The sequence below is a fragment of the Chryseobacterium luteum genome, from assembly GCF_000737785.1.
GTDB lineage: Bacteria > Bacteroidota > Bacteroidia > Flavobacteriales > Weeksellaceae > Chryseobacterium > Chryseobacterium luteum.
In genome coordinates this window covers 58,303-76,478 of record NZ_JPRO01000016.1, presented here as the reverse complement: position 1 = coordinate 76,478, position 18,176 = coordinate 58,303, and the positions used below count along the sequence as shown (strand labels likewise).

General features: G+C 39.7%; 18 protein-coding genes. 4 read left to right on the top strand and 14 right to left on the bottom strand.

From position 1 onward, the window contains the following. Window positions 1–21: 21 nt before the first annotated feature. The 5 genes from IX38_RS16500 to gyrA form a co-directional block, all read right to left on the bottom strand. Window positions 22–468, bottom strand: coding sequence for an SRPBCC family protein (locus tag IX38_RS16500; protein WP_034706822.1), 447 nt, complete (start codon window positions 466–468; stop codon window positions 22–24). A gap of 12 nt (window positions 469–480) precedes the next feature. Next, window positions 481–1,410, bottom strand: coding sequence for a 1,4-dihydroxy-2-naphthoate octaprenyltransferase (gene menA, locus IX38_RS16495; protein WP_034706821.1), 930 nt, complete (start codon window positions 1,408–1,410; stop codon window positions 481–483). A 76-nt stretch (window positions 1,411–1,486) separates the two neighbouring features. Continuing rightward, complete coding sequence (locus IX38_RS16490) at window positions 1,487–2,323, bottom strand: 1,4-dihydroxy-2-naphthoyl-CoA synthase (protein WP_034706818.1); 837 nt, start codon at window positions 2,321–2,323, stop codon at window positions 1,487–1,489. A gap of 160 nt (window positions 2,324–2,483) precedes the next feature. After that, window positions 2,484–3,509 (bottom strand): tetratricopeptide repeat protein, encoded by a 1,026-nt coding sequence (locus IX38_RS16485; protein WP_034706816.1) that lies wholly within the window; start codon window positions 3,507–3,509, stop codon window positions 2,484–2,486. Between the two features lie 27 nt (window positions 3,510–3,536). Beyond that, window positions 3,537–6,125, bottom strand: coding sequence for a DNA gyrase subunit A (gene gyrA / locus IX38_RS16480; RefSeq protein ID WP_034706815.1), 2,589 nt, complete (start codon window positions 6,123–6,125; stop codon window positions 3,537–3,539). Between the two features lie 148 nt (window positions 6,126–6,273). Between gyrA and IX38_RS16475 the strand changes: the two genes are divergently transcribed. Further along, window positions 6,274–6,588 (top strand): DUF4286 family protein, encoded by a 315-nt coding sequence (locus IX38_RS16475; RefSeq protein WP_034706814.1) that lies wholly within the window; start codon window positions 6,274–6,276, stop codon window positions 6,586–6,588. 45 nt (window positions 6,589–6,633) lie between these two features. Here the strand turns inward: IX38_RS16475 and IX38_RS16470 are convergent, their stop codons facing one another. From IX38_RS16470 to IX38_RS23575, 4 genes are all read right to left on the bottom strand, one after another. Continuing rightward, the gene (locus IX38_RS16470) at window positions 6,634–6,867 is read right to left on the bottom strand and encodes a hypothetical protein (protein WP_034706812.1); all 234 of its coding nucleotides are present in this window, start codon (window positions 6,865–6,867) and stop codon (window positions 6,634–6,636) included. Between the two features lie 129 nt (window positions 6,868–6,996). Continuing rightward, window positions 6,997–7,491, bottom strand: a complete 495-nt coding sequence (locus IX38_RS16465) for a GNAT family N-acetyltransferase (protein WP_034706811.1) — start codon at window positions 7,489–7,491, stop codon at window positions 6,997–6,999. Between the two features lie 5 nt (window positions 7,492–7,496). Next, window positions 7,497–8,009: a DUF421 domain-containing protein gene (locus tag IX38_RS16460; protein ID WP_034706809.1), complete on the bottom strand. Its 513-nt coding sequence runs from the start codon at window positions 8,007–8,009 to the stop codon at window positions 7,497–7,499. 278 nt (window positions 8,010–8,287) lie between these two features. Further along, a complete protein-coding gene (locus tag IX38_RS23575; RefSeq protein ID WP_084680301.1) occupies window positions 8,288–8,422 on the bottom strand; it encodes a bacteriocin-like protein in 135 nt (44 codons plus the stop codon). 202 nt (window positions 8,423–8,624) lie between these two features. On the opposite strand from IX38_RS23575, the gene IX38_RS16455 reads away from it, so the two are divergent. Both IX38_RS16455 and IX38_RS22060 read left to right on the top strand, forming a co-directional pair. Further along, window positions 8,625–9,110 (top strand): hypothetical protein, encoded by a 486-nt coding sequence (locus tag IX38_RS16455; protein WP_034706806.1) that lies wholly within the window; start codon window positions 8,625–8,627, stop codon window positions 9,108–9,110. A 34-nt stretch (window positions 9,111–9,144) separates the two neighbouring features. After that, on the top strand, window positions 9,145–9,525 hold the full coding sequence (locus tag IX38_RS22060) for a DUF7079 family protein (protein WP_051884830.1): 381 nt from the start codon (window positions 9,145–9,147) through the stop codon (window positions 9,523–9,525). Between the two features lie 47 nt (window positions 9,526–9,572). On the opposite strand, the gene uvrA is transcribed toward IX38_RS22060, so the two are convergent. The 5 genes from uvrA to IX38_RS16425 form a co-directional block, all read right to left on the bottom strand. After that, on the bottom strand, window positions 9,573–12,404 hold the full coding sequence (gene uvrA / locus IX38_RS16445; RefSeq protein WP_034706804.1) for an excinuclease ABC subunit UvrA: 2,832 nt from the start codon (window positions 12,402–12,404) through the stop codon (window positions 9,573–9,575). A 237-nt stretch (window positions 12,405–12,641) separates the two neighbouring features. Further along, on the bottom strand, window positions 12,642–13,571 hold the full coding sequence (locus IX38_RS16440; RefSeq protein WP_034706803.1) for a DUF6845 domain-containing protein: 930 nt from the start codon (window positions 13,569–13,571) through the stop codon (window positions 12,642–12,644). Between the two features lie 27 nt (window positions 13,572–13,598). Next, window positions 13,599–15,482 carry a type VI secretion system baseplate subunit TssF gene (locus tag IX38_RS16435; RefSeq protein ID WP_034706802.1) on the bottom strand — a complete coding sequence of 628 codons (1,884 nt, stop codon included), beginning with the start codon at window positions 15,480–15,482 and terminating at the stop codon, window positions 13,599–13,601. 27 nt (window positions 15,483–15,509) lie between these two features. Then, the gene (locus tag IX38_RS16430) at window positions 15,510–15,950 is read right to left on the bottom strand and encodes a GPW/gp25 family protein (RefSeq protein ID WP_034706800.1); all 441 of its coding nucleotides are present in this window, start codon (window positions 15,948–15,950) and stop codon (window positions 15,510–15,512) included. A 166-nt stretch (window positions 15,951–16,116) separates the two neighbouring features. Next, window positions 16,117–17,532: an APC family permease gene (locus tag IX38_RS16425; RefSeq protein ID WP_034706798.1), complete on the bottom strand. Its 1,416-nt coding sequence runs from the start codon at window positions 17,530–17,532 to the stop codon at window positions 16,117–16,119. Between the two features lie 143 nt (window positions 17,533–17,675). Here IX38_RS16425 and IX38_RS16420 point away from each other — a divergent pair, with 143 nt between their 5' ends. Continuing rightward, window positions 17,676–18,173, top strand: a complete 498-nt coding sequence (locus IX38_RS16420) for a DUF4920 domain-containing protein (RefSeq protein WP_034706796.1) — start codon at window positions 17,676–17,678, stop codon at window positions 18,171–18,173. Window positions 18,174–18,176: the final 3 nt, after the last annotated feature.

Here is an 18,176-nt window from a genome sequence, read left to right as displayed (position 1 = left end):
TCAGCAAGGTTTTATGTCAGATTATTTCTGTGGAAATTTATCCTCAATCAATTTCAAATTAATTCCGTGTTCCAAATAGGCTTTGCAACCATCGAGAACTGTTGTAAAACCACCTGTATTGTCATTAATTATTTTTAAAAGATCTTCACCCGTCTGGCTGAATCCATAGCTTTTAATGACCACCAAAGTTCCTTTCTCCATTTCTTTAAATTCATAATCCACCTGAACTGCCGGATCGCCCCACTCTGTTTTTATCAGCCTGTTTGGAGCAATCTGGTGAACTTTTACTTCAGATTTGGCTCCATACATTTTCCACTCCCAGATAACCGTCTTACCTTCTTGTAATTTTCCGGTGGATTTTGTAAACCAGAAATTAGTGGTGACTTCAGGATTGATGAATGCTTCAAAAACATCTTTAACCGGTTTTCTGATAAGCATCTGAGCTTCAACGTAAATATCTGAACTCATAGCAACGGGAATTTATTTAAAAAAATTAAGTCCAATTGCTGTAAGAACCGCCATTGTAAAGGTGAGAATCCCCACCTGTTTCAGGAATGGATCCAGTTCTTTAGGCTCTTTTACAGACATGATTTTCCTTCTGAGTTTAGCAAAAGGAATCAGTAAGATCATCACAATGAAAACGTAATAGTTTTGAGACTGTATGAAACCGTTTAATGCTAAAAATATAAGAATTAAGACCAATGGAAGCTGCAACAGGACCATCTCATAAATCATTGCATTTTTGAAACCTATCCTCAATGCGAAGCTCTTTTTCCCTGACAGCCTGTCGCTTTCTATATCCCTCATATTGTTGAGATTAAGAACAGCCATACTCATCATTCCTACTGCTGTTCCGGGCAACAGCATGTCCCAGCTGAAGGTTTTGGTAAAGAGAAAATAACTCCCGCAAACCGAAACCAAACCAAAAAATATAAATACAAAAAGATCTCCCAATCCCATATATCCGTAAGGTTTTTTTCCAACTGTATAGCCAATTGCCGCCAAAATACAGGCCACTCCCAATCCTATGAAAATATAAAATTCATTCATATGATGCGGGATGAAAGCAATATATAAAAGTGCAATGGTGGCAATAAAGGATAATGCAGAGAAAAGAATCACCGCATTTTTCATTTGCTTTGCCGTAATTTTACCTGACGCGACAGCCCTTGATTCCGCTTCATTGATTCTTTTGGCATCAGTTCCTTTTACGCCGTCACCGTAGTCATTGGCATAATTTGATAAAATCTGGTACAAAAGGGTTACCAGAAGTGCCAGAGCAAAAATTTTCCAGTCCCATGTTCCACCTTCTCCGTAAAGTCTCCATTTTGCAATGAAGGCTCCCATGATAATTCCGCTTAAGGAAAGCGGTAAAGTTCTTAGCCTTGCGGCTTTTATCCAATCCGACATAATGTATAAGTAATGGGTAATGGGTAATAAGTAACGGTAAAAATATTGACGGTTGCTTATTACTCATCACTGATATTTAAGAGATCCACTGATTTTCTCCGAAGTCCGGTTTTCTTTTTTCAAGGAATGCGTTTCTTCCTTCCTGAGCTTCTTCCGTCATATAAGCCAGACGGGTTGCCTCTCCTGCGAATACCTGCTGACCAACCATTCCGTCATCCGTCAGGTTCATTGCGAATTTCAGCATTCTGATGGATAATGGAGATTTAGCTAAAATTTCCTGAGCCCATTCGTAGGCTGTATCTTCTAATTCTGCATGCGGGATCACGGCATTCACCATTCCCATGTCCAAAGCTTCCTGAGCGGAATAGTTTCTTCCTAAAAAGAATATTTCACGGGCTTTTTTCTGACCAACCATTTTTGCAAGGTAGGCAGATCCGTAACCTCCGTCAAAACTCGTTACATCAGCATCGGTCTGTTTGAATATAGCGTGCTCTTTACTCGCTAAAGTAAGATCGCATACCACATGAAGCGAATGTCCTCCGCCTACTGCCCATCCGGGAACAACAGCGATCACTACTTTCGGCATGAAACGGATCAGACGCTGAACTTCAAGAATATTCAGACGGTGTCTTCCGTCTTCGCCTACGTATCCCTGATGACCTCTTGCTTTCTGGTCTCCTCCGCTGCAGAAAGCCCAGCCTCCGTCTTTGGCACTTGGTCCTTCTCCTGAAAGCAGGACAACTCCTATGGAAGAGTCTTCATAAGCGTCGTAAAAAGCGTCGTACAGTTCTGAAGTTGTTTTGGGTCTGAAGGCATTTCTTACTTCCGGTCTGTTGAAAGCAATTCTTGCTACCCCGTTACATTTTTTGTAGGTAATATCTTCGTATTCTTTAGCGGTTTTCCACTCAATCATCTTGTAAAAATTTTTCTCAAAGATACGGAATTACAGAGAATTTTTAAGCTGAAATTTAAGGATAATGAAGGTAAACAAGAGAGATGTATTTTCAATTTTAAAAACAAAGAAACCGGAACATTTCTGCTCCGGTTTCATTTATGATTTAACTAAAGAATTATTATTTTGCTTTTGCTTTAAGCTCAGCTTCTTTAGCTTTCAGATCTTTAATTTTATCTATATTTTTTGTTATAATATAGGTCTCTTTCAATGCAGTAAGGGCATCAAGATTTTCCGGTGCAGCTTTGTACCATGCCTCAGCATATGGAAGTGCCTTAGCAAATCTTTCTTTTCTTGCATCGATAAGCTTAGTGGCTTCTTCAGGCTTTTCCTTTCTTGTGGCATTGATCTGCTCTACAGTTTTTGAATCGTCTCCAATTACTATATAAACAAGGTTCTGGTAAGCGTTGTCAAAGTCAGGTTTAATCTCGATAGCTTTCTTGAATGACGCAATTGCATCTTCCACTGTTGCAGGATTTTTAGACTGCATTACTCCAAGATTGTACCAGTTGGTAGCATCAGTAGGGTTTTTAGCCAGCTGCTCTTTAAGTGCTCCGATGAATTTTTCTGTATTTCCGGAATCATAGTAAGCTGTAGCCTGAGCTTCTTTAAGTTTAGCATTATTTGGAAATTTTGCCAATCCTTTTTCAATGATCACTAATGCTTCATTAGGCTTCTTTGCATTCATAAGCAAAGTCGTTAATGTTTCATACAGATCCGGTTCAACACTTGCTGTCTGCTCAGTCTTGAAGTCTGAATAATCAGCATTCTTTTTCATAAGATCCCAGGTCGTTTTGTCCAAAGGAATCACATTACCGGATTTTTTCTCTTTTGCAGTATACGTTGTCTGAACACCTGTAAAACCGGAATTGATAAGATCTGTATATATTTTGATGGCTTCATCACTGTTATTTGCCAAAGCATAGCTTAGCCCTGCGTAATACATATATATCTTATCATCCTGCCCACTTGTTTTCAATAAGTTATAAACTTCTAAAAACTTAGGTGCGGCAACGGTATAGTTTTTTGCATTATATGCATCCATTGCAGCTTTGTTCGTTTCCTGCAGCTTGGCATTCACATCGCCCTTCTGACCGAAAACGAAAGCAGAAGCTACGATGGCTATACCTAAAATGAGTTTCTTCATAATAACTATATTATATTAATTGTAATTTTATTCTTCAGAATCAGAATTCTCATTTTCTTCAGCCGGGTTTTCTTTTTCAGCCTGAGTTTCTGTACTGTTTTCCGGGTTATCAGCTACAATTCCTGTTCCTTCTTCATTTTCTTCAGAACCTTCTTCTACCACATCTTTATCCATTTCTACTTTTGCAATGGCTGCAATTTCGTCATTTTTCTTAAGGTTGATCATTTTCACTCCCTGAGTATTTCTTCCCATTACTCTCATTTCATCCATATTCATTCTGATGGCAACACCAGACTTGTTGATAATCATCAATCCGTCTTCGTCTGTTACATTCTGAATGGCGATCAGATTTCCTGTTTTTTCGGTAATGTTCAGGGTAATAACTCCTTTTCCTCCTCTGTTGGTGATTCTGTAGTCTTCTACCGCAGTTCTTTTACCGTATCCTTTTTCGGAAACGACAAGAACGGTTTCTTTTTCCACATCATTCACAACAATCATACCAATTGCTTCATCATTTTCATCCATAGCGATACCACGCACCCCGATAGATCCTCTACCTACTTCTCTTACTTTTTCTTCAGGGAAACGGATACATTTACCATTCTTGGTCGCAATCATGATCTGAGACGTACCATTGGTAAGGTATGCACCTAGCAGCTGGTCATTATCTCTGATCTCGATAGCATTAACCCCATTAACCCTAGGTCTTGAATAAGCTTCAAGAGACGTTTTCTTGATGGTTCCGTTTTTGGTCACCATCACTACGCTCATCTGGTTTACGTATTCAGCGTCTTTCAGGTTGTTGGTTCTGATATAGGCTTTGATCTTGTCATCCTGTTCGATGTTGATCAGGTTTTGTACGGCTCTTCCTTTGGATGTTTTTGACCCTTCAGGAATTTCAAATACCCTCAGCCAGTAACATCTTCCTTTTTCTGTGAAGAACAGCATATACTGGTGGTTGGTCGCAGAAACAATATATTCAAGGAAGTCTTCATCCCTTGTGGTTGCCGCTCTGTTGCCCACACCGCCTCTGCTCTGAATTTTGTATTCGGAAAGTGAGGTTCTCTTAACGTATCCTGCGTGTGAAATGGTAAGAACTACTGCTTCGTTCGGAATAATGTCCTCAATAGACATTTCTCCTCCTGAGAAATCAATGGCAGTTCTTCTTTCATCTCCGTATTTTTCTTTGATTTCAAGCAATTCTTCTTTGATGATCTCAAATCTTCTCGGTTCGTTCGCTAAGATATCTTCAAGGTTCATGATCTCTTTCATGATCGCGTCATATTCGTCACGGATCTTATCAAGCTCCATTCCTGTAAGACGTGCCAGTCTAAGATCAAGAATAGCCTGAGCCTGGATTTCAGAAAGTTCAAATGCCTCGATCAGGCCTTCTTTGGCAGCCTGAGGGTTAGCACTGTGACGGATGATAGAAATGGCTCTGTCTAAAGAATCCTGAGACCCGATCACTTTCATGAAACCCTCCAGGATGTGAGCTCTCTCTTTGGCTTTCTTAAGCTCATACTGAGTTCTTCTCACGATCACTTCGTGTCTGTGCTCCACGAAATGGTGAATGATATCCTTTAAATTCAGCTGTTCAGGTCTTCCTTTAACCAATGCAATATTGTTGACACTGAAAGAAGTCTGAAGCGCTGTATATTTATATAGTAAGTTTAAGACAACATTAGGAATGGCATCATTTTTCAGTTCATAAACGACACGCAGACCATTTCTGTCCGATTCGTCTCTGATCTCGTGAATACCTACAATTTTATCATCTTTTACAAGTTCAGCGGTTCTGGCGATCATGTCTGCCTTATTCACCTGGTAAGGAACTTCGGTAACGATAATGGCATTTCTGTTTCCGATTTCTTCGAAATTCACTTTTGCTCTCAGCACTACTCTTCCTCTTCCTGTATGGAAGGCATCCCTTACACCGTCGTAACCGTATATAATACCTCCCGTAGGGAAATCCGGTGCTGTGATGTGCTGCATTAATTCATCGATCGTGATTTCTCTGTTATTGATATAAGCAGTGATCGCATCAATGGATTCCGAAAGGTTATGCGGTGCCATATTGGTCGCCATACCTACAGCGATACCCGATGTTCCGTTTACTAATAGAGTGGGAACTTTTGTAGGCATAACGGTAGGTTCCGTCATACTGTCGTCAAAGTTATTCTGAAAATCAACAGTTTCTTTGTCCAGATCTGAAAGAATCTCATCAGAGATCTTTTTCAGCCTTGCCTCGGTATAACGCATTGCTGCAGGCGGATCCCCGTCCATTGAACCGAAGTTACCCTGCCCGTCTACCTGAGGATAACGAAGGCTCCATTCCTGAGCCATTCTCACCATTGCATCATATACTGAGGAGTCTCCGTGCGGGTGATATTTACCCAAAACGTCCCCAACGATTCTTGCAGATTTTAAATATTTTCTATTAGAAAAAACCCCCAATCCATACATACCGTAAAGTACTCTTCTATGGACCGGTTTCAGGCCGTCTCTTACATCCGGCAACGCTCTTGAAACGATAACCGACATCGAATAATCGATATAAGACGATTTCATTTCATCAACAATGTTGATAGGAATCAGTCTTTCTCCTTCTTTTTGCATAAACAAATTTTATTATAATGACAGTCAGACCTTTAGCTGTGCGTCTGAAAATTATTTATCTCCAATTTTTATTAACGGGCTAATTTACGAAATTTTTACCGATTTTTGTGCTAGAATTTATCCACAAAATCTTAAAAATTCATAAAATATGAGCTTATTGAGTATAACTTTCCACTGTACGAAAAACAATATTGAAGAATGGGAAAATTATATCGACGATACACTGATCCTGATGGCAGAAAACCTTCTGGACGTGAATAAATATATTCTTTCTGATGTGCACAGTGATTATATTGAAGAGGGTAAAAATTATAACCTTCTTCTGATGTTTGATAATGATGATATCAGGGAAGATTTTATCAAAAGTGAAATGCTGAATATTTCTGAAAGAATTGAGAAAAAGTTCGGTACGGAAGTAATGATCTTCAATACATTTCTGAACCCTAAAAAATCTAGATTTTAAATATCAATCAAAAGCCCTGAAAATTTTCAGGGCTTTTTTATTTTTTCAATCTCTGTGATGTTTGTGTCCTCTGTGCTTATGACGGTGACCTCTGTCGTCGTTATCATAATAATACACTCTTTTTTTCACCTGTCCCGGTGCATAATGCCTTGCGCTTCCTCCATGCACTTTTTTTGCATGCCCCGGCGGAAGTCTCCCTGGATGATGATCATGCACTACACACGATGTCATCATAAGCAGGACGGTTGCCACTCCTGCAATTTTAATTAAACCTTTCATTAATTTCCACTTTTTCAAATTTCGGTATGGAAATAACAAGGTTAATGCCAAAAATGTGGCGGAGTTTTTTTTGGTTGGAGGGTTAGAGGGTATAGAGTTTTAAGGTTTAATTATTCAGTATTTTGGTACTTAATCCAGACTTTCGCTTCGTTTTTCAAGGAGGATAACATCCTTCCATTGTCCGTTGAGCTTTCCGATCTTTTTTCTGATTCCTACAGTTCTGAAACCGTTTTTCTGGTGGAATCTTATGGAAGCTTCATTTTCGGGAAAGATACTGGCCTGCAGAGTCCAGAAGCCGTGGCTCTCACTGTCAAGAATCATCTTTTTCAGCAGAACTGATCCTAACCCTTTCCCTTGGTACAAATTGTCGAAATAAATGCTCACTTCAGCTACTCCTTTATAACATTCTCTTTTGCTTACCAGCTTCAAGGCGCACCATCCTACTATTTCGCTGTTTTCATTTTCCAGTACCCAGCGGCAGTCGTTGAAATAATCCATATTCAATGCTTCGGCAGTAGGAACTTCTGTTTCAAAGGTGGCCATCCCTCCATCCAGTCCCTGCCTGTAAATTTCCAGTACTTTTGTTTCATCGCCGGGAAGCATTTCTCTTAGTTCGTAATTCATACTATTTAATGGTATTTTCTTTTGTTCTTTCTTTTGATTCTTGAATAGTGGGTCTGTTTTTCTTTTTCATCTTCTGAAATTACACTTATATTGCCGTCTACTTCAAGAATAGAAAGTTTTACATCTCTTATATTTTCCACGCCGTGCTCTCTTATTGATTCTTCGAGTTCGTCGCGGGTGATCTTTACCCTGTTCAAAGCAGTCTGATCTATGACTCCGTCCCTGATCAGGATCACGGGATCTTCTTCCATAAATGTTTCGAATTTACGGTTGGAAAACATAAGCCTTTTGAGAATAAAGTTAGCCGCAAACAGGACAAGTGCTGCAACAAGACCACCCTGCAAAGAGGTATCCGGGCCTACCATTGCATTCTGAACGGCGTTGGAAATAAGGAGAAGCAATACGACATCTCCTGCATTGAGCTGGGAAAGCTGGTTTTTACCGAAGAGACGGATGGCAATCACCATAAAAAGGTAAACGCAAAGGGAGCGTACTACGACATCAAGAATGGGATTCACGGATCATATTTTATAATCAAATGTATAAAATTTTATGGTATGAGTGGAAAATACTTACAAAATAAAATCTGCTGTAATAAAGTCTTCCGCCACCTCATCAGATGCGTGTCCTGAATTCATATGGACCGATCAATTTTATTTAGCAAAATAAAGCCAGGGATAACATCGGATTTGACCGTTTAGGAATTCAAATTAACTGAAAACGTGTGAAAAATTTACCCAAAATAGAGAACGAAATTATGTCATAAAAAAAGCTGCTTTGAGGCAGCTTCATTTTTTTAAGGACATTGAGCAATTGGAACTTCACTACATACCAGCTTATTCATGCGTTCACAGTATACGCAGTATTTCTTGGGCTGGCCACCGTATACAGACTTTAAATCTGCTTTTGTCAGTTTCTTTAAATTTTTCATACTGTTTTAATTTTATGTTTGATAAATGTATAACGAATTTCCCAGGTTTTTATTACAATTTAATGATCAGAATTTTCATTATTTTTAGATTATGTGAAGATATATCTGTCCCGAAAGCACTGTAAATTATAACGAAAACAGTATTTAGAAATTATTCTGTATCTTTCAACTACCAAAAACATCACACCAAATAAATAAAAATATGGAAATTATCACAGCAAAGGGAGCCCATGCCGGGCAATTGGAACCTATAAAAAAATCATTGATTTCCAATGGTCTTCTCTCCGGCCAGGATGATATTATGAATTACAGCACAGGAATATGCCATGATGTGGTAGCGTATGCCCTCTATATGCGGGGTGCGTCCATAAGTGCAGACGAATTGGCCGGCCTGCGCGGATCCGGCTGGCTGAATAAATTCAACTATCCGGCAGGAGAAAAATGGAACGGCTACTCTATTATTCCGAAGGGAAAGGCAATTGGCTTTTACAGAATCCGGGATAAAAAATGGTTTCATTCCGCCATTACGACAGGAAACGGTGCAGAGATACGGTCTGTGAACGGATTTTCGCTAGGAACGGCATGGTCTGTTCCGGCAGACATGAAATGGGTTCTTGGCAAACGTAATCCGGATGGAACATTTAACTATGACGGTACAAAAATAGAAGTTTATATATCTTCTCTATAATTGGCCTGATCATTCATTAGCCAAAGAACGATCGATGATAAAACCCATCAATATTAAAGAGCGAAAACCTGTATGGATCGCTCTTTCTGATTTTTATCCGGACACAGAACTTCAGGATTCGGATTTTCGATATATTGCCAAAACTATTATTGAGAGCCCATATCCTTTTGAGGAAGTCAAAACTATTAATATGTACGAAGTATTTCCTGTTCTGCAGCCCAATCTGCTACAGCCTGCAGGTGAATGGGCCGGATTTAATGAAGAGTGGCTCATCGAAGCCATTACGGATCATCTGAGAAAGGGAAACAGACTGCATCGTATTCTGATCAGCATCAGTTATAAAAAATATAGCTGGATGCAGGAAGATTACTGGATCCAGCTGGAAAATATCTTTAATGAAATACTGAATAAGTAAAAAGCCACAACATACATTGTGGCTTTCTATATTCTATTTTTAATTATTTATTCTAATTCCCTCTTCAAAAACTTCCCGGTCAAACTCTTCTTAGACTTCACAATCTCCTCAGGAGTTCCCTGGGCTACGATCTGACCACCATGTTTTCCTCCTTCCGGACCAACATCAATAATATGGTCGGCGAGTTTAATGACATCCATATTATGTTCGATGATGATGAATGAGTTTCCTAATTCCACAAGCTGGTTGATGGCCTCCATCAGGATCTTTACATCTTCAAAGTGAAGTCCGGTTGTCGGTTCATCTAAAATATACAATGTATTTCCGGTCTGTCTTTTTGAAAGTTCTGTAGCAAGCTTGATACGCTGTGCTTCTCCTCCTGAAAGTGTTGTTGACTGCTGCCCCAGGGTAATATATCCCAATCCGACATCCTGAAGGGTCTTTACCTTGGCAAAGATCTTAGGGATCGGCTGGAAAAAGTCTACCGCTTCATCAATGGTCATATCCAGCACATCCGAAATAGATTTTCCTTTGTAACGTACTTCCAGGGTTTCTCTGTTGAAACGTTTTCCGTTACAGGTTTCGCAGTGTACATATACATCGGGAAGGAAGTTCATTTCAATGACTTTCAGTCCTCCGCCCTGGCAGGTTTCGCATCTTCCGCCTTTTACGTTGAAAGAGAACCTTCCCGGCTTATAACCGCGGATCTTACTCTCCGGAAGTTCTGCGAACAGGTTCCGGATGTCTGTAAACATTCCTGTGTAGGTTGCAGGGTTTGAGCGTGGCGTTCTTCCGATCGGAGTCTGGTCTACATCTACAATTTTATCAATATTATCAAGACCTTCGATCTTTTTATATGGAAGAGGTTCCTGAACTGCCCTGTAGAAATGCTTGTTAAGAATTGGATAAAGAGTCCCATTGATCAGGGAAGATTTTCCGCTTCCTGAAATTCCCGTTACCACCACTAATTTTCCCAATGGAACATCAAGGGTAACATTTTTCAGGTTATTTCCTGTAGCCCCTTTTAACAGGATATTTTTACCGTTTCCTGCTCTTCTTTCCGCAGGAACTTCTATTTTTCTTTTTCCGTTGATATACTGTGCCGTGATGGTATCTGCTTTTAACAGGTCTTTCGGTTTTCCCTGCCACAGAATTTCTCCACCGAATTTTCCTGCTCTGGGACCGATGTCCAGCACCTCATCGGCTTCCAGAATCATATCTTTGTCATGCTCCACAACAATAACTGAGTTACCTATATCCCTAAGGTTCTTCAATGAGCTGATGAGTCTTTCATTGTCTCTCTGGTGCAATCCGATACTTGGTTCATCCAGGATATACAATACATTCACAAGCTGCGACCCGATCTGGGTAGCGAGACGGATTCTCTGGGATTCTCCTCCTGAAAGGGTTTTAGAGCTTCTGCTTAAACTAAGATAATCCAACCCTACATCCAGAAGGAACTGAAGTCTTGTTTCAATCTCTTTTAAGATTTCGTAGGCAATGATTTTATGTTTTTCTGAGAATTTATCTTTAATATCGGATAACCATTCTTTTAAATCAGATAAACTTAAAGCATTTACTTCAGCAATATTTTTCCCGTCTATTTTAAAACTTAAGCTTGCAGGCTGAAGACGGGTTCCACCGCATTCCGGGCAGGTTTCTTCAGTGGTGAAGTGCCTTTCCAGCAATACTGCCTCGTAGGATTCCCTCTCATCAATGATTTCTTCCATAAAGGTAATAAGGCCATCGAAGCTTATTTTTATCTTTTTGGTAATTCCTGCGTATTTGAGATCTTTATTGAATTCTTTGTGACATCCGTTGTAGATATAGTCCAAAGCTTCTTCCGGAATATCCTGCATAGGGGTTGCCATGCTCAGTCCGAAGATTTCGAGAATATTTTTAATCTGCGAAAGAATCCATTTGTTGGATTTAATGTCTTCCAATGGCAGCAGTCCGCCCTGATTGATGGACAGTTTAGGATTCTCAATAAAATAATCTGTATTGATCTTTTTGATCGTTCCCAAACCTTTACACTCCGGACAGCTTCCTTTAGGGGAGTTGAAAGAGAATGTATTGGGTTCCGGAAGTGCCAGTGAATGTCCTGTTTCCGCATCCATCAGGTTTTTCGAGAAATATTCTATGTTGGTGCTTCCCAGCTTCTGTATCCCGATAACTCCTTCACCCATTTCCATTGCGGTGCGAAGGGATTTTTCCATTCTGGTCTCTGAGGCATTTTCACCGATGATCCATCTATCGATCACAATATCAATATCGTGGGTTTTGTACCTGTCAAGTTTCAGATCGTATTCGATATCCTGCAACTCTCCGTCAATTCTTGCCTGGCCGTAGCCTTTTTTTGCCATCTGCACGAAAAGCTCATGGTAATGACCTTTTCTGGACCGCACTACCGGTGCAAGAAGCATTATTTTCTCGCCTTTGTAATTTTCTTTGATTGTATCTAAAATCTGGTCTTCCGTATAGCTTACCAATCTCTTTCCTGTGGACATAGAATATGCATCGGAAACTCTTGCATATAAAAGACGCAGATAATCATACAGCTCGGTAACGGTTCCTACGGTAGATCTCGGATTTTTATTGGTGGTTTTCTGCTCAATGGCAATTACAGGTGAAAGGCCTTCTATCTTATCTACATCCGGCCGTTCCAGACCGCCCAGAAACTGGCGTGCATAAGCCGAAAAGGTTTCGATATAACGACGCTGTCCTTCGGCAAAGATGGTGTCAAAAGCCAAAGATGATTTCCCGCTGCCTGAAAGCCCGGTAATCACTACCAGTTCATTGCGCGGGATCTTGACATTGATATTTTTAAGGTTGTGTTCACGTGCTCCGTAAACTTCTATATATTCTGTCGATTTACTCATAATTTGGAGTGATTCTGCCTGAAAATCACAATGTGCAAAATTACGGAATTTTATGGAATTGTATGAGGTGGAAAATTTTTATTAAAGTTTAATTTTAGTTAAATTTTTAAGTATTTCTGATATAATTAATCTTTGTGCTCCGGATGATATTGCTTAATAGCTTATATAATTTCATTTACTGCAAATAAAAAGACTGATACATTGCATCAGTCTTTTGTTACAGCTATATTTCAATCCTTATTTCACGAATGAATTGTAGGAGTTCAGAACAGATTCATAAGAGGAATCGATCTGCTGGATATCACTGTCAGAAATTTTTCCCGCACCTTTAGCATTACGGATCAGTTTCCTATAGGTATCCAAAAAGCTGGAAGAAGCTTTATTGAAGCTTTCAAACTGTGATTTCTTGTAAGAATACTGTGGATCTTTCACACTGAAATTTAATTTTGAATTGGCTTCTACCGTTTTGGCAAGCTCGTCATATTTTTTCTGGGCTTCCGCTTCGTCGAACTTTCCTGAATACTGTTTGTCCAGAACATTAATATTAGAATCCAGAGAGTTCATCACGTTTTTTGAAGAGATGATATACTCTTTCATAGGATGATCTTTCAGAATTACTTCTTCCGCAGCATCCGTTGCCGGCTTAATCTTCGCTATAATATTTTCTCCTGAAGTAAACAGAGCCTGGGCTTCAGTCTCAATATCCTTTGTTATGGCATCAGCTTTTGCACCTTTGTCATCTTTATAGTCTTCAGAATTCATATAGGATTTAAGCTCTTCGAACTTTTTCTCTATAATATCTTTTTTGGCTTTATAGGTATTAAAATCGGCTTCTATTGCAGCCTTGTCTTTTCCAAAACCTGACGGCACTTCTTTGATTTTGCTGAATGCATAATCCATAGAACCGATCACAGGCATTATCATGGCAGTTCCTCCTTTTGCTTTTGCTACGGCTCCATCTGCATATCTCAGGATGCTTTCTATATGTTTAGATGTGCTCTTGTAAGAATCTAAAAAGTTGTTGTTGAAATCAATGATAGTATTCGCTTCATCTGCTCCACCAAGATTCAAAATGGATTTCCCCAGTTTGCTGCCGTCTTTTTTACAGCTGATAACACTGACTGATGTAAAGGTCAGGGCCATTGCAAGGACGATAATCTTTCTCATATTTTATAGTTTAGGTTTAGTTGTAATTTATATTTCGTCAAGATCAATATCTTCATTGCTTATTTTCACTACATATTCGATGCCGTCAATAGCTTTTGAAATGATTTGGTTTCTAAGGATATTGGCCATGTTTTCCCAGTAAGCTCTTCCGTAGAAAGAATAGTTCTGTGGAATGATTTCTATCTCAACGGTTCTTACAAAACCTTCTTTTGGACGGTTGCTGATCATAGTTCCTCTTCTTACCCTTACTTCTTTCACCTCATCCTTCAGGACCATTCTGCAGTAGTTTTTAACGTCTTCCAGAGAAATGATCTTGTCCCTTGTGGTTAGGGCATATCTGTAAGCCTGAATGCTGTCTGTTCCTTTCTGTTCCTCGGAGCCGCCTATAGTTTCTGTAAGAAGTACCACGGTCTGTGATTTCAGCTGATTAGAAAGCTCTGTTCCCGGACGCATATGATTGGCCAGCGTGCAGTGTGTAACCCAGAAAGAAGCATAAGTATGGTCTGTTTTTTCTACAGGCTCCATGATTACATAATTCAGTTCCTGCCTGATGTTTCTTTTCGCGTTGTTCACTTTCTGCACCATCGTTTTCATTTTGTCGGACATTTCACTGAGGACTCCTTTTACATTATCCCTGTTTAAAAGCGAAAATGCAGCAATCTCATCTCTTGTAAGTTCCAGTACATTGGCGATCATGTCTACAGCATTTCTATTGGTAAAACGTTCCATTCCACCTTTTCTTACGGTATACAGACCTTTTTTAAGATCATCCGTAGGAGTAAAAGGGATTTCCGTATATCTTCTTCCGTCTCCATCCTGAACTTCATCTACATACAGGAAATGCTCTCCTTCGTCTGTAACCAGAGGGATATTGTTTCCCATAATATCCAGGCTGTATTCTGTTTTTTTCCAGCCTCTGTTGTAAATAGGGAAAGCATTCATTACAAAGGAGAAATTATCCAGGATTTCAGCAGAAAACTGTGGTGGAAATTCAAAGGTAAGCCATAGATACCGCTTGTCTCCAAGCTGTTTTCTGATGTCTTCTTTTCCGTTAAGAAAGTCCAGATTTTGCGGAAGTACTCCGGGTTCCGAAAACAGGCTGCCGGAAAGTCCTGTGATCTCAATGAATTTATGCCGGTAAATGCTTTTAATATCTTCAATAGCTTTATTCCGGATCGACTGCTCCTTAAACATCTGCTCATATCCGTCCTGCTGGCTGTTGCTGAGGTAGCTCAGACCTTCTCTTACGAACAGAGGATTTCCGTTACTGGTAACTGTAATGTAAGGAAGAAGTTTATAAACAAAATCCATATGTTCAAATGCAGGATTTGAGCAGAATACACTGATATATTTAGGAAAATTTTCACTTACGTATCTGCTGACATCCACCCCGATCGTGACCTTTCTGTAATCTTCAGGTCTTCCCTGGAATCTTGCTACTGGGATTTTATTAAGACTGTCATCGATGCTGTAGCAGGTATTTCCTACAAACATCAATGCGGTCTGTATTTTATTGATTCTTACATTCCCTACAGGCGTAAAAGGAATATTAAGCTGTTTGTCCGATTCGGATTTTACCGTTGATGTCATCTGTTTCCTGAAAAAAAACTCCGTATGCTCCAACAGGACTTCCGAAGATTCATAAGGCAGTGTAAAAGCCACCGCATGGGCCGGAATCGGATGGGTATAAATAGAGGGTGTCAGAAGTTTGGCCAGCTTCTCCAGTATTCTTGCATTAACCGTCTGAATCTCGTTATTGGCTTTAAAAACTTCCGTGCTGAATGCGTCTATCAGCAATTTTACAAAAGGGTCCAGAGATTGTGGGCTTTTCAGTCCCCATACTTTGGTGGCATTCTGAAGCATTCTTGCCTTTACAGATTCTTTGGAATATATATTTTGATCTAAGTTCATAAATTTTTCTTGCAGTTAAAAAAACAATTAGTCAATAGACATCGGACTTAAAAATAATTCTGTAGAAAAGCTGAAACGCTCTCCTGTTGCCTCCATTTTTGCATTGATGGCAATTCTTACTTTCTTTTTGATTTCTGTATGTTCTTTGGTATCGTAGCTGTGCTCTACAAATTGAATGTGGGCATCAACCTGTGGATTTACGATGCGGGGCTCATATTCCTGAATCTGCCTTCTGAGGCTTTTAATGAAAACGCTCTCCCAGACGGCACTGGTGACTCCATTGTCGAATTCCAGATTCCAAACGTCGTTTCCATAATTTTCATCATATCTGTTTTCGCCTTTTTTGGTGGTGATCAGGAGCATGATATTGTGCGCAATGCTTTCGCCCATGTCGCAGGTATCAATGCTTCCTCCTTCTGTCATTAATGTTGAAGGCACAAAAGGCATTCTGTAATTTGGTGTATCCATAGTCAGCTTCTTATTTTACTTCATAATCCGGTATTACTTAAAAAGAATACCAAAATACGCATTTTCATGAAATAAAAGGGAAAAGACATTAAAATATTATTGAAAAAAAGGGCTCCGCGATTCGTGCGGGAGCCCTAAAGTAATATAGATACAATCAAATTTTATCCTATTGATCCGTCTGTTTTTTCCTGTTGATAAAATAATACACCGGAAGTCCCAGGAGCACCATTAAAAATCCGGGCCAGGTATACTGCTGTTTGTATATCAGAAGAAGCACGCAAAATCCTGTCCCTATCAGAAGATAGATAATAGGAGTTACCGGATACAGCCAGGTTTTATAAGGTCTTTCAAGATCCGGTTTTTTAAATCTTAAATAGATAACCCCGAAAACGGTAATCATATAAAACAAGACGATTACAAAAGAAATCATATCCAGGAGATTACCGTACTGCCCGCTAAGACATAATACCGATGCCCAGATTCCCTGCATCCATAATGCATTTTCCGGAACCTCATTTTTATTATTCTTCTCTGCTGATTTAAAAAACATTCCGTCTTTGGCCATGGTCTGAAATACTCTGGCTCCTGCCAGGATAAGTCCGTTGTTACACCCGAATGTAGAAACCATTACAAGAACTGCAATAATAACTGTACCCGCATTTCCGAAAATATTCTGTGATGCCGCAACAGCAACCCTGTCATTCGCTGCAAAAGCAATACTGTCTCTATCCAGGGCATTCAGGTATACATAATTGACCGCCAGATAAAGGATCATAACTGCGGAAGTTCCATAGATCATGGATTTAACAATATTTTTCTTCGGGTTTTCCACTTCTCCGGAAACAAAAGTGACACTTTCCCAGGCCACAGAACTGAAAACAGAGCCTACCATAGCCGCTGCAATCCCTCCAAGCAAGGCCATTCCACCGATCGGCTCCCAGCCTTCTTTAAGAAAATTACCGCTAAGGTCTTTTTTAAAATTATTGAATGAATCAAAACCAAGACTGAAATTTTCAGACAGATGCGAGAAATCAACCAGAATAAATCCGGCAGCGATCAAGCCTACCAAGGCTATAATTTTTGACCCGGTGAATACATTCTGAAGCAGTTTTCCACTCTGTACTCCCCTGGTATTAATGTATGTAAGTAAAAGGATAACCGCAATGGCAAGGATCTGTATCCAGGTAATTTTGAATTCTCCGCTCTGGAAAAGCGGTGATGCATCATTCAATGAAGGAACAAGATAAGCTGTAAATTTACCGAAAGCCATCGCTACTGCCGCAATGGTACCCGTCTGGATCACTGTAAACAGGCCCCATCCGTAAAGAAATCCCATTCTTTTTCCAAAGATCTCTTTAAGATAGGTATACTGCCCGCCTGCTTTTGGAAACAGGGCTGAAAGTTCTCCATAGCTGATTGCCGCTGCTACTGTCATCACTCCGGTAACGATCCAGACTATGACCAGCCAGAAACCCGATCCCAGATTCCGCATCATATCGGCACTTACAATAAAAATTCCGCTCCCGATCATTGATCCCATTACCAGCATAATGGCATCCCAAAGTTTCAGTTTTTTCTGCATAGTCAAGTATAGACATCAAATATAAACAAATCTGAGACTGATTCTGAAATTTGTTTAAAATTTACCGCACCAACTGTTTTTTATCAAGTTTTTATCGAATTGTTATTCAATTTTAATTAGTACTTTTGAAAAAAATATTAAAAATGAAATTAAAGGCTATATTATTCGCGGCAGCTGTAAGTATTTCTGCTTTAGCTTTCGCACAGGAAAAATCCGGACCACCAACAGGAAATGCCGTTGTGGGTGATGCATATGGAGCTGGAGTAACTTCGGAGTCTAAAGCCATCACCGTAGATAAGCTGAGTAAAAAGCTTAAGAAAGACAATAAAAAAGTGGAAGGCATAGCTGTTAAAGGAAAAGTAACTGATGTATGCGAGAAAAAGGGATGCTGGCTTACTATCCAAACTGAAGACAATTCTCAGTTTTTCGTGAAAATGAAGGATTATGCATTCTTTGTTCCGACAGCTTTAAAAGGTAAAAATGTTGTATTGGAAGGCACTGCAGAGAGAAAGGTAACTTCAGTGGACGAGCAGAAACATTACGCCGAGGATGCCAAGAAGCCTCAGGCTGAAATTGATGCCATCACGGCTCCCAAAGAAGAGATCAGGTTTGTAGCCAATGGAATCAAAGTAGTGAACTAGTTT

What these genes read in the sequence shown, in the direction of transcription:
- menA (WP_034706821.1), bottom strand. Translation starts at nt 1,410, where the DNA reads ATGTCGGATTGGATAAAAGCCGCAAGGCTAAGAACTTTACCGCTTTCC.
- IX38_RS16470 (WP_034706812.1), bottom strand. Translation starts at nt 6,867, where the DNA reads ATGAAAGGTTTAATTAAAATTGCAGGAGTGGCAACCGTCCTGCTTATG.
- IX38_RS16425 (WP_034706798.1), bottom strand. Translation starts at nt 17,532, where the DNA reads ATGCAGAAAAAACTGAAACTTTGGGATGCCATTATGCTGGTAATGGGA.
- IX38_RS16490 (WP_034706818.1), bottom strand. Translation starts at nt 2,323, where the DNA reads ATGATTGAGTGGAAAACCGCTAAAGAATACGAAGATATTACCTACAAA.
- IX38_RS16430 (WP_034706800.1), bottom strand. Translation starts at nt 15,950, where the DNA reads ATGGATACACCAAATTACAGAATGCCTTTTGTGCCTTCAACATTAATG.
- gyrA (WP_034706815.1), bottom strand. Translation starts at nt 6,125, where the DNA reads ATGCAAAAAGAAGGAGAAAGACTGATTCCTATCAACATTGTTGATGAA.
- IX38_RS16500 (WP_034706822.1), bottom strand. Translation starts at nt 468, where the DNA reads ATGAGTTCAGATATTTACGTTGAAGCTCAGATGCTTATCAGAAAACCG.
- uvrA (WP_034706804.1), bottom strand. Translation starts at nt 12,404, where the DNA reads ATGAGTAAATCGACAGAATATATAGAAGTTTACGGAGCACGTGAACAC.
- IX38_RS16420 (WP_034706796.1), top strand. Translation starts at nt 17,676, where the DNA reads ATGAAATTAAAGGCTATATTATTCGCGGCAGCTGTAAGTATTTCTGCT.
- IX38_RS16435 (WP_034706802.1), bottom strand. Translation starts at nt 15,482, where the DNA reads ATGAACTTAGATCAAAATATATATTCCAAAGAATCTGTAAAGGCAAGA.
- IX38_RS22060 (WP_051884830.1), top strand. Translation starts at nt 9,145, where the DNA reads ATGATAAAACCCATCAATATTAAAGAGCGAAAACCTGTATGGATCGCT.
- IX38_RS16465 (WP_034706811.1), bottom strand. Translation starts at nt 7,491, where the DNA reads ATGAATTACGAACTAAGAGAAATGCTTCCCGGCGATGAAACAAAAGTA.
- IX38_RS16475 (WP_034706814.1), top strand. Translation starts at nt 6,274, where the DNA reads ATGAGCTTATTGAGTATAACTTTCCACTGTACGAAAAACAATATTGAA.
- IX38_RS16455 (WP_034706806.1), top strand. Translation starts at nt 8,625, where the DNA reads ATGGAAATTATCACAGCAAAGGGAGCCCATGCCGGGCAATTGGAACCT.
- IX38_RS16485 (WP_034706816.1), bottom strand. Translation starts at nt 3,509, where the DNA reads ATGAAGAAACTCATTTTAGGTATAGCCATCGTAGCTTCTGCTTTCGTT.
- IX38_RS23575 (WP_084680301.1), bottom strand. Translation starts at nt 8,422, where the DNA reads ATGAAAAATTTAAAGAAACTGACAAAAGCAGATTTAAAGTCTGTATAC.
- IX38_RS16440 (WP_034706803.1), bottom strand. Translation starts at nt 13,571, where the DNA reads ATGAGAAAGATTATCGTCCTTGCAATGGCCCTGACCTTTACATCAGTC.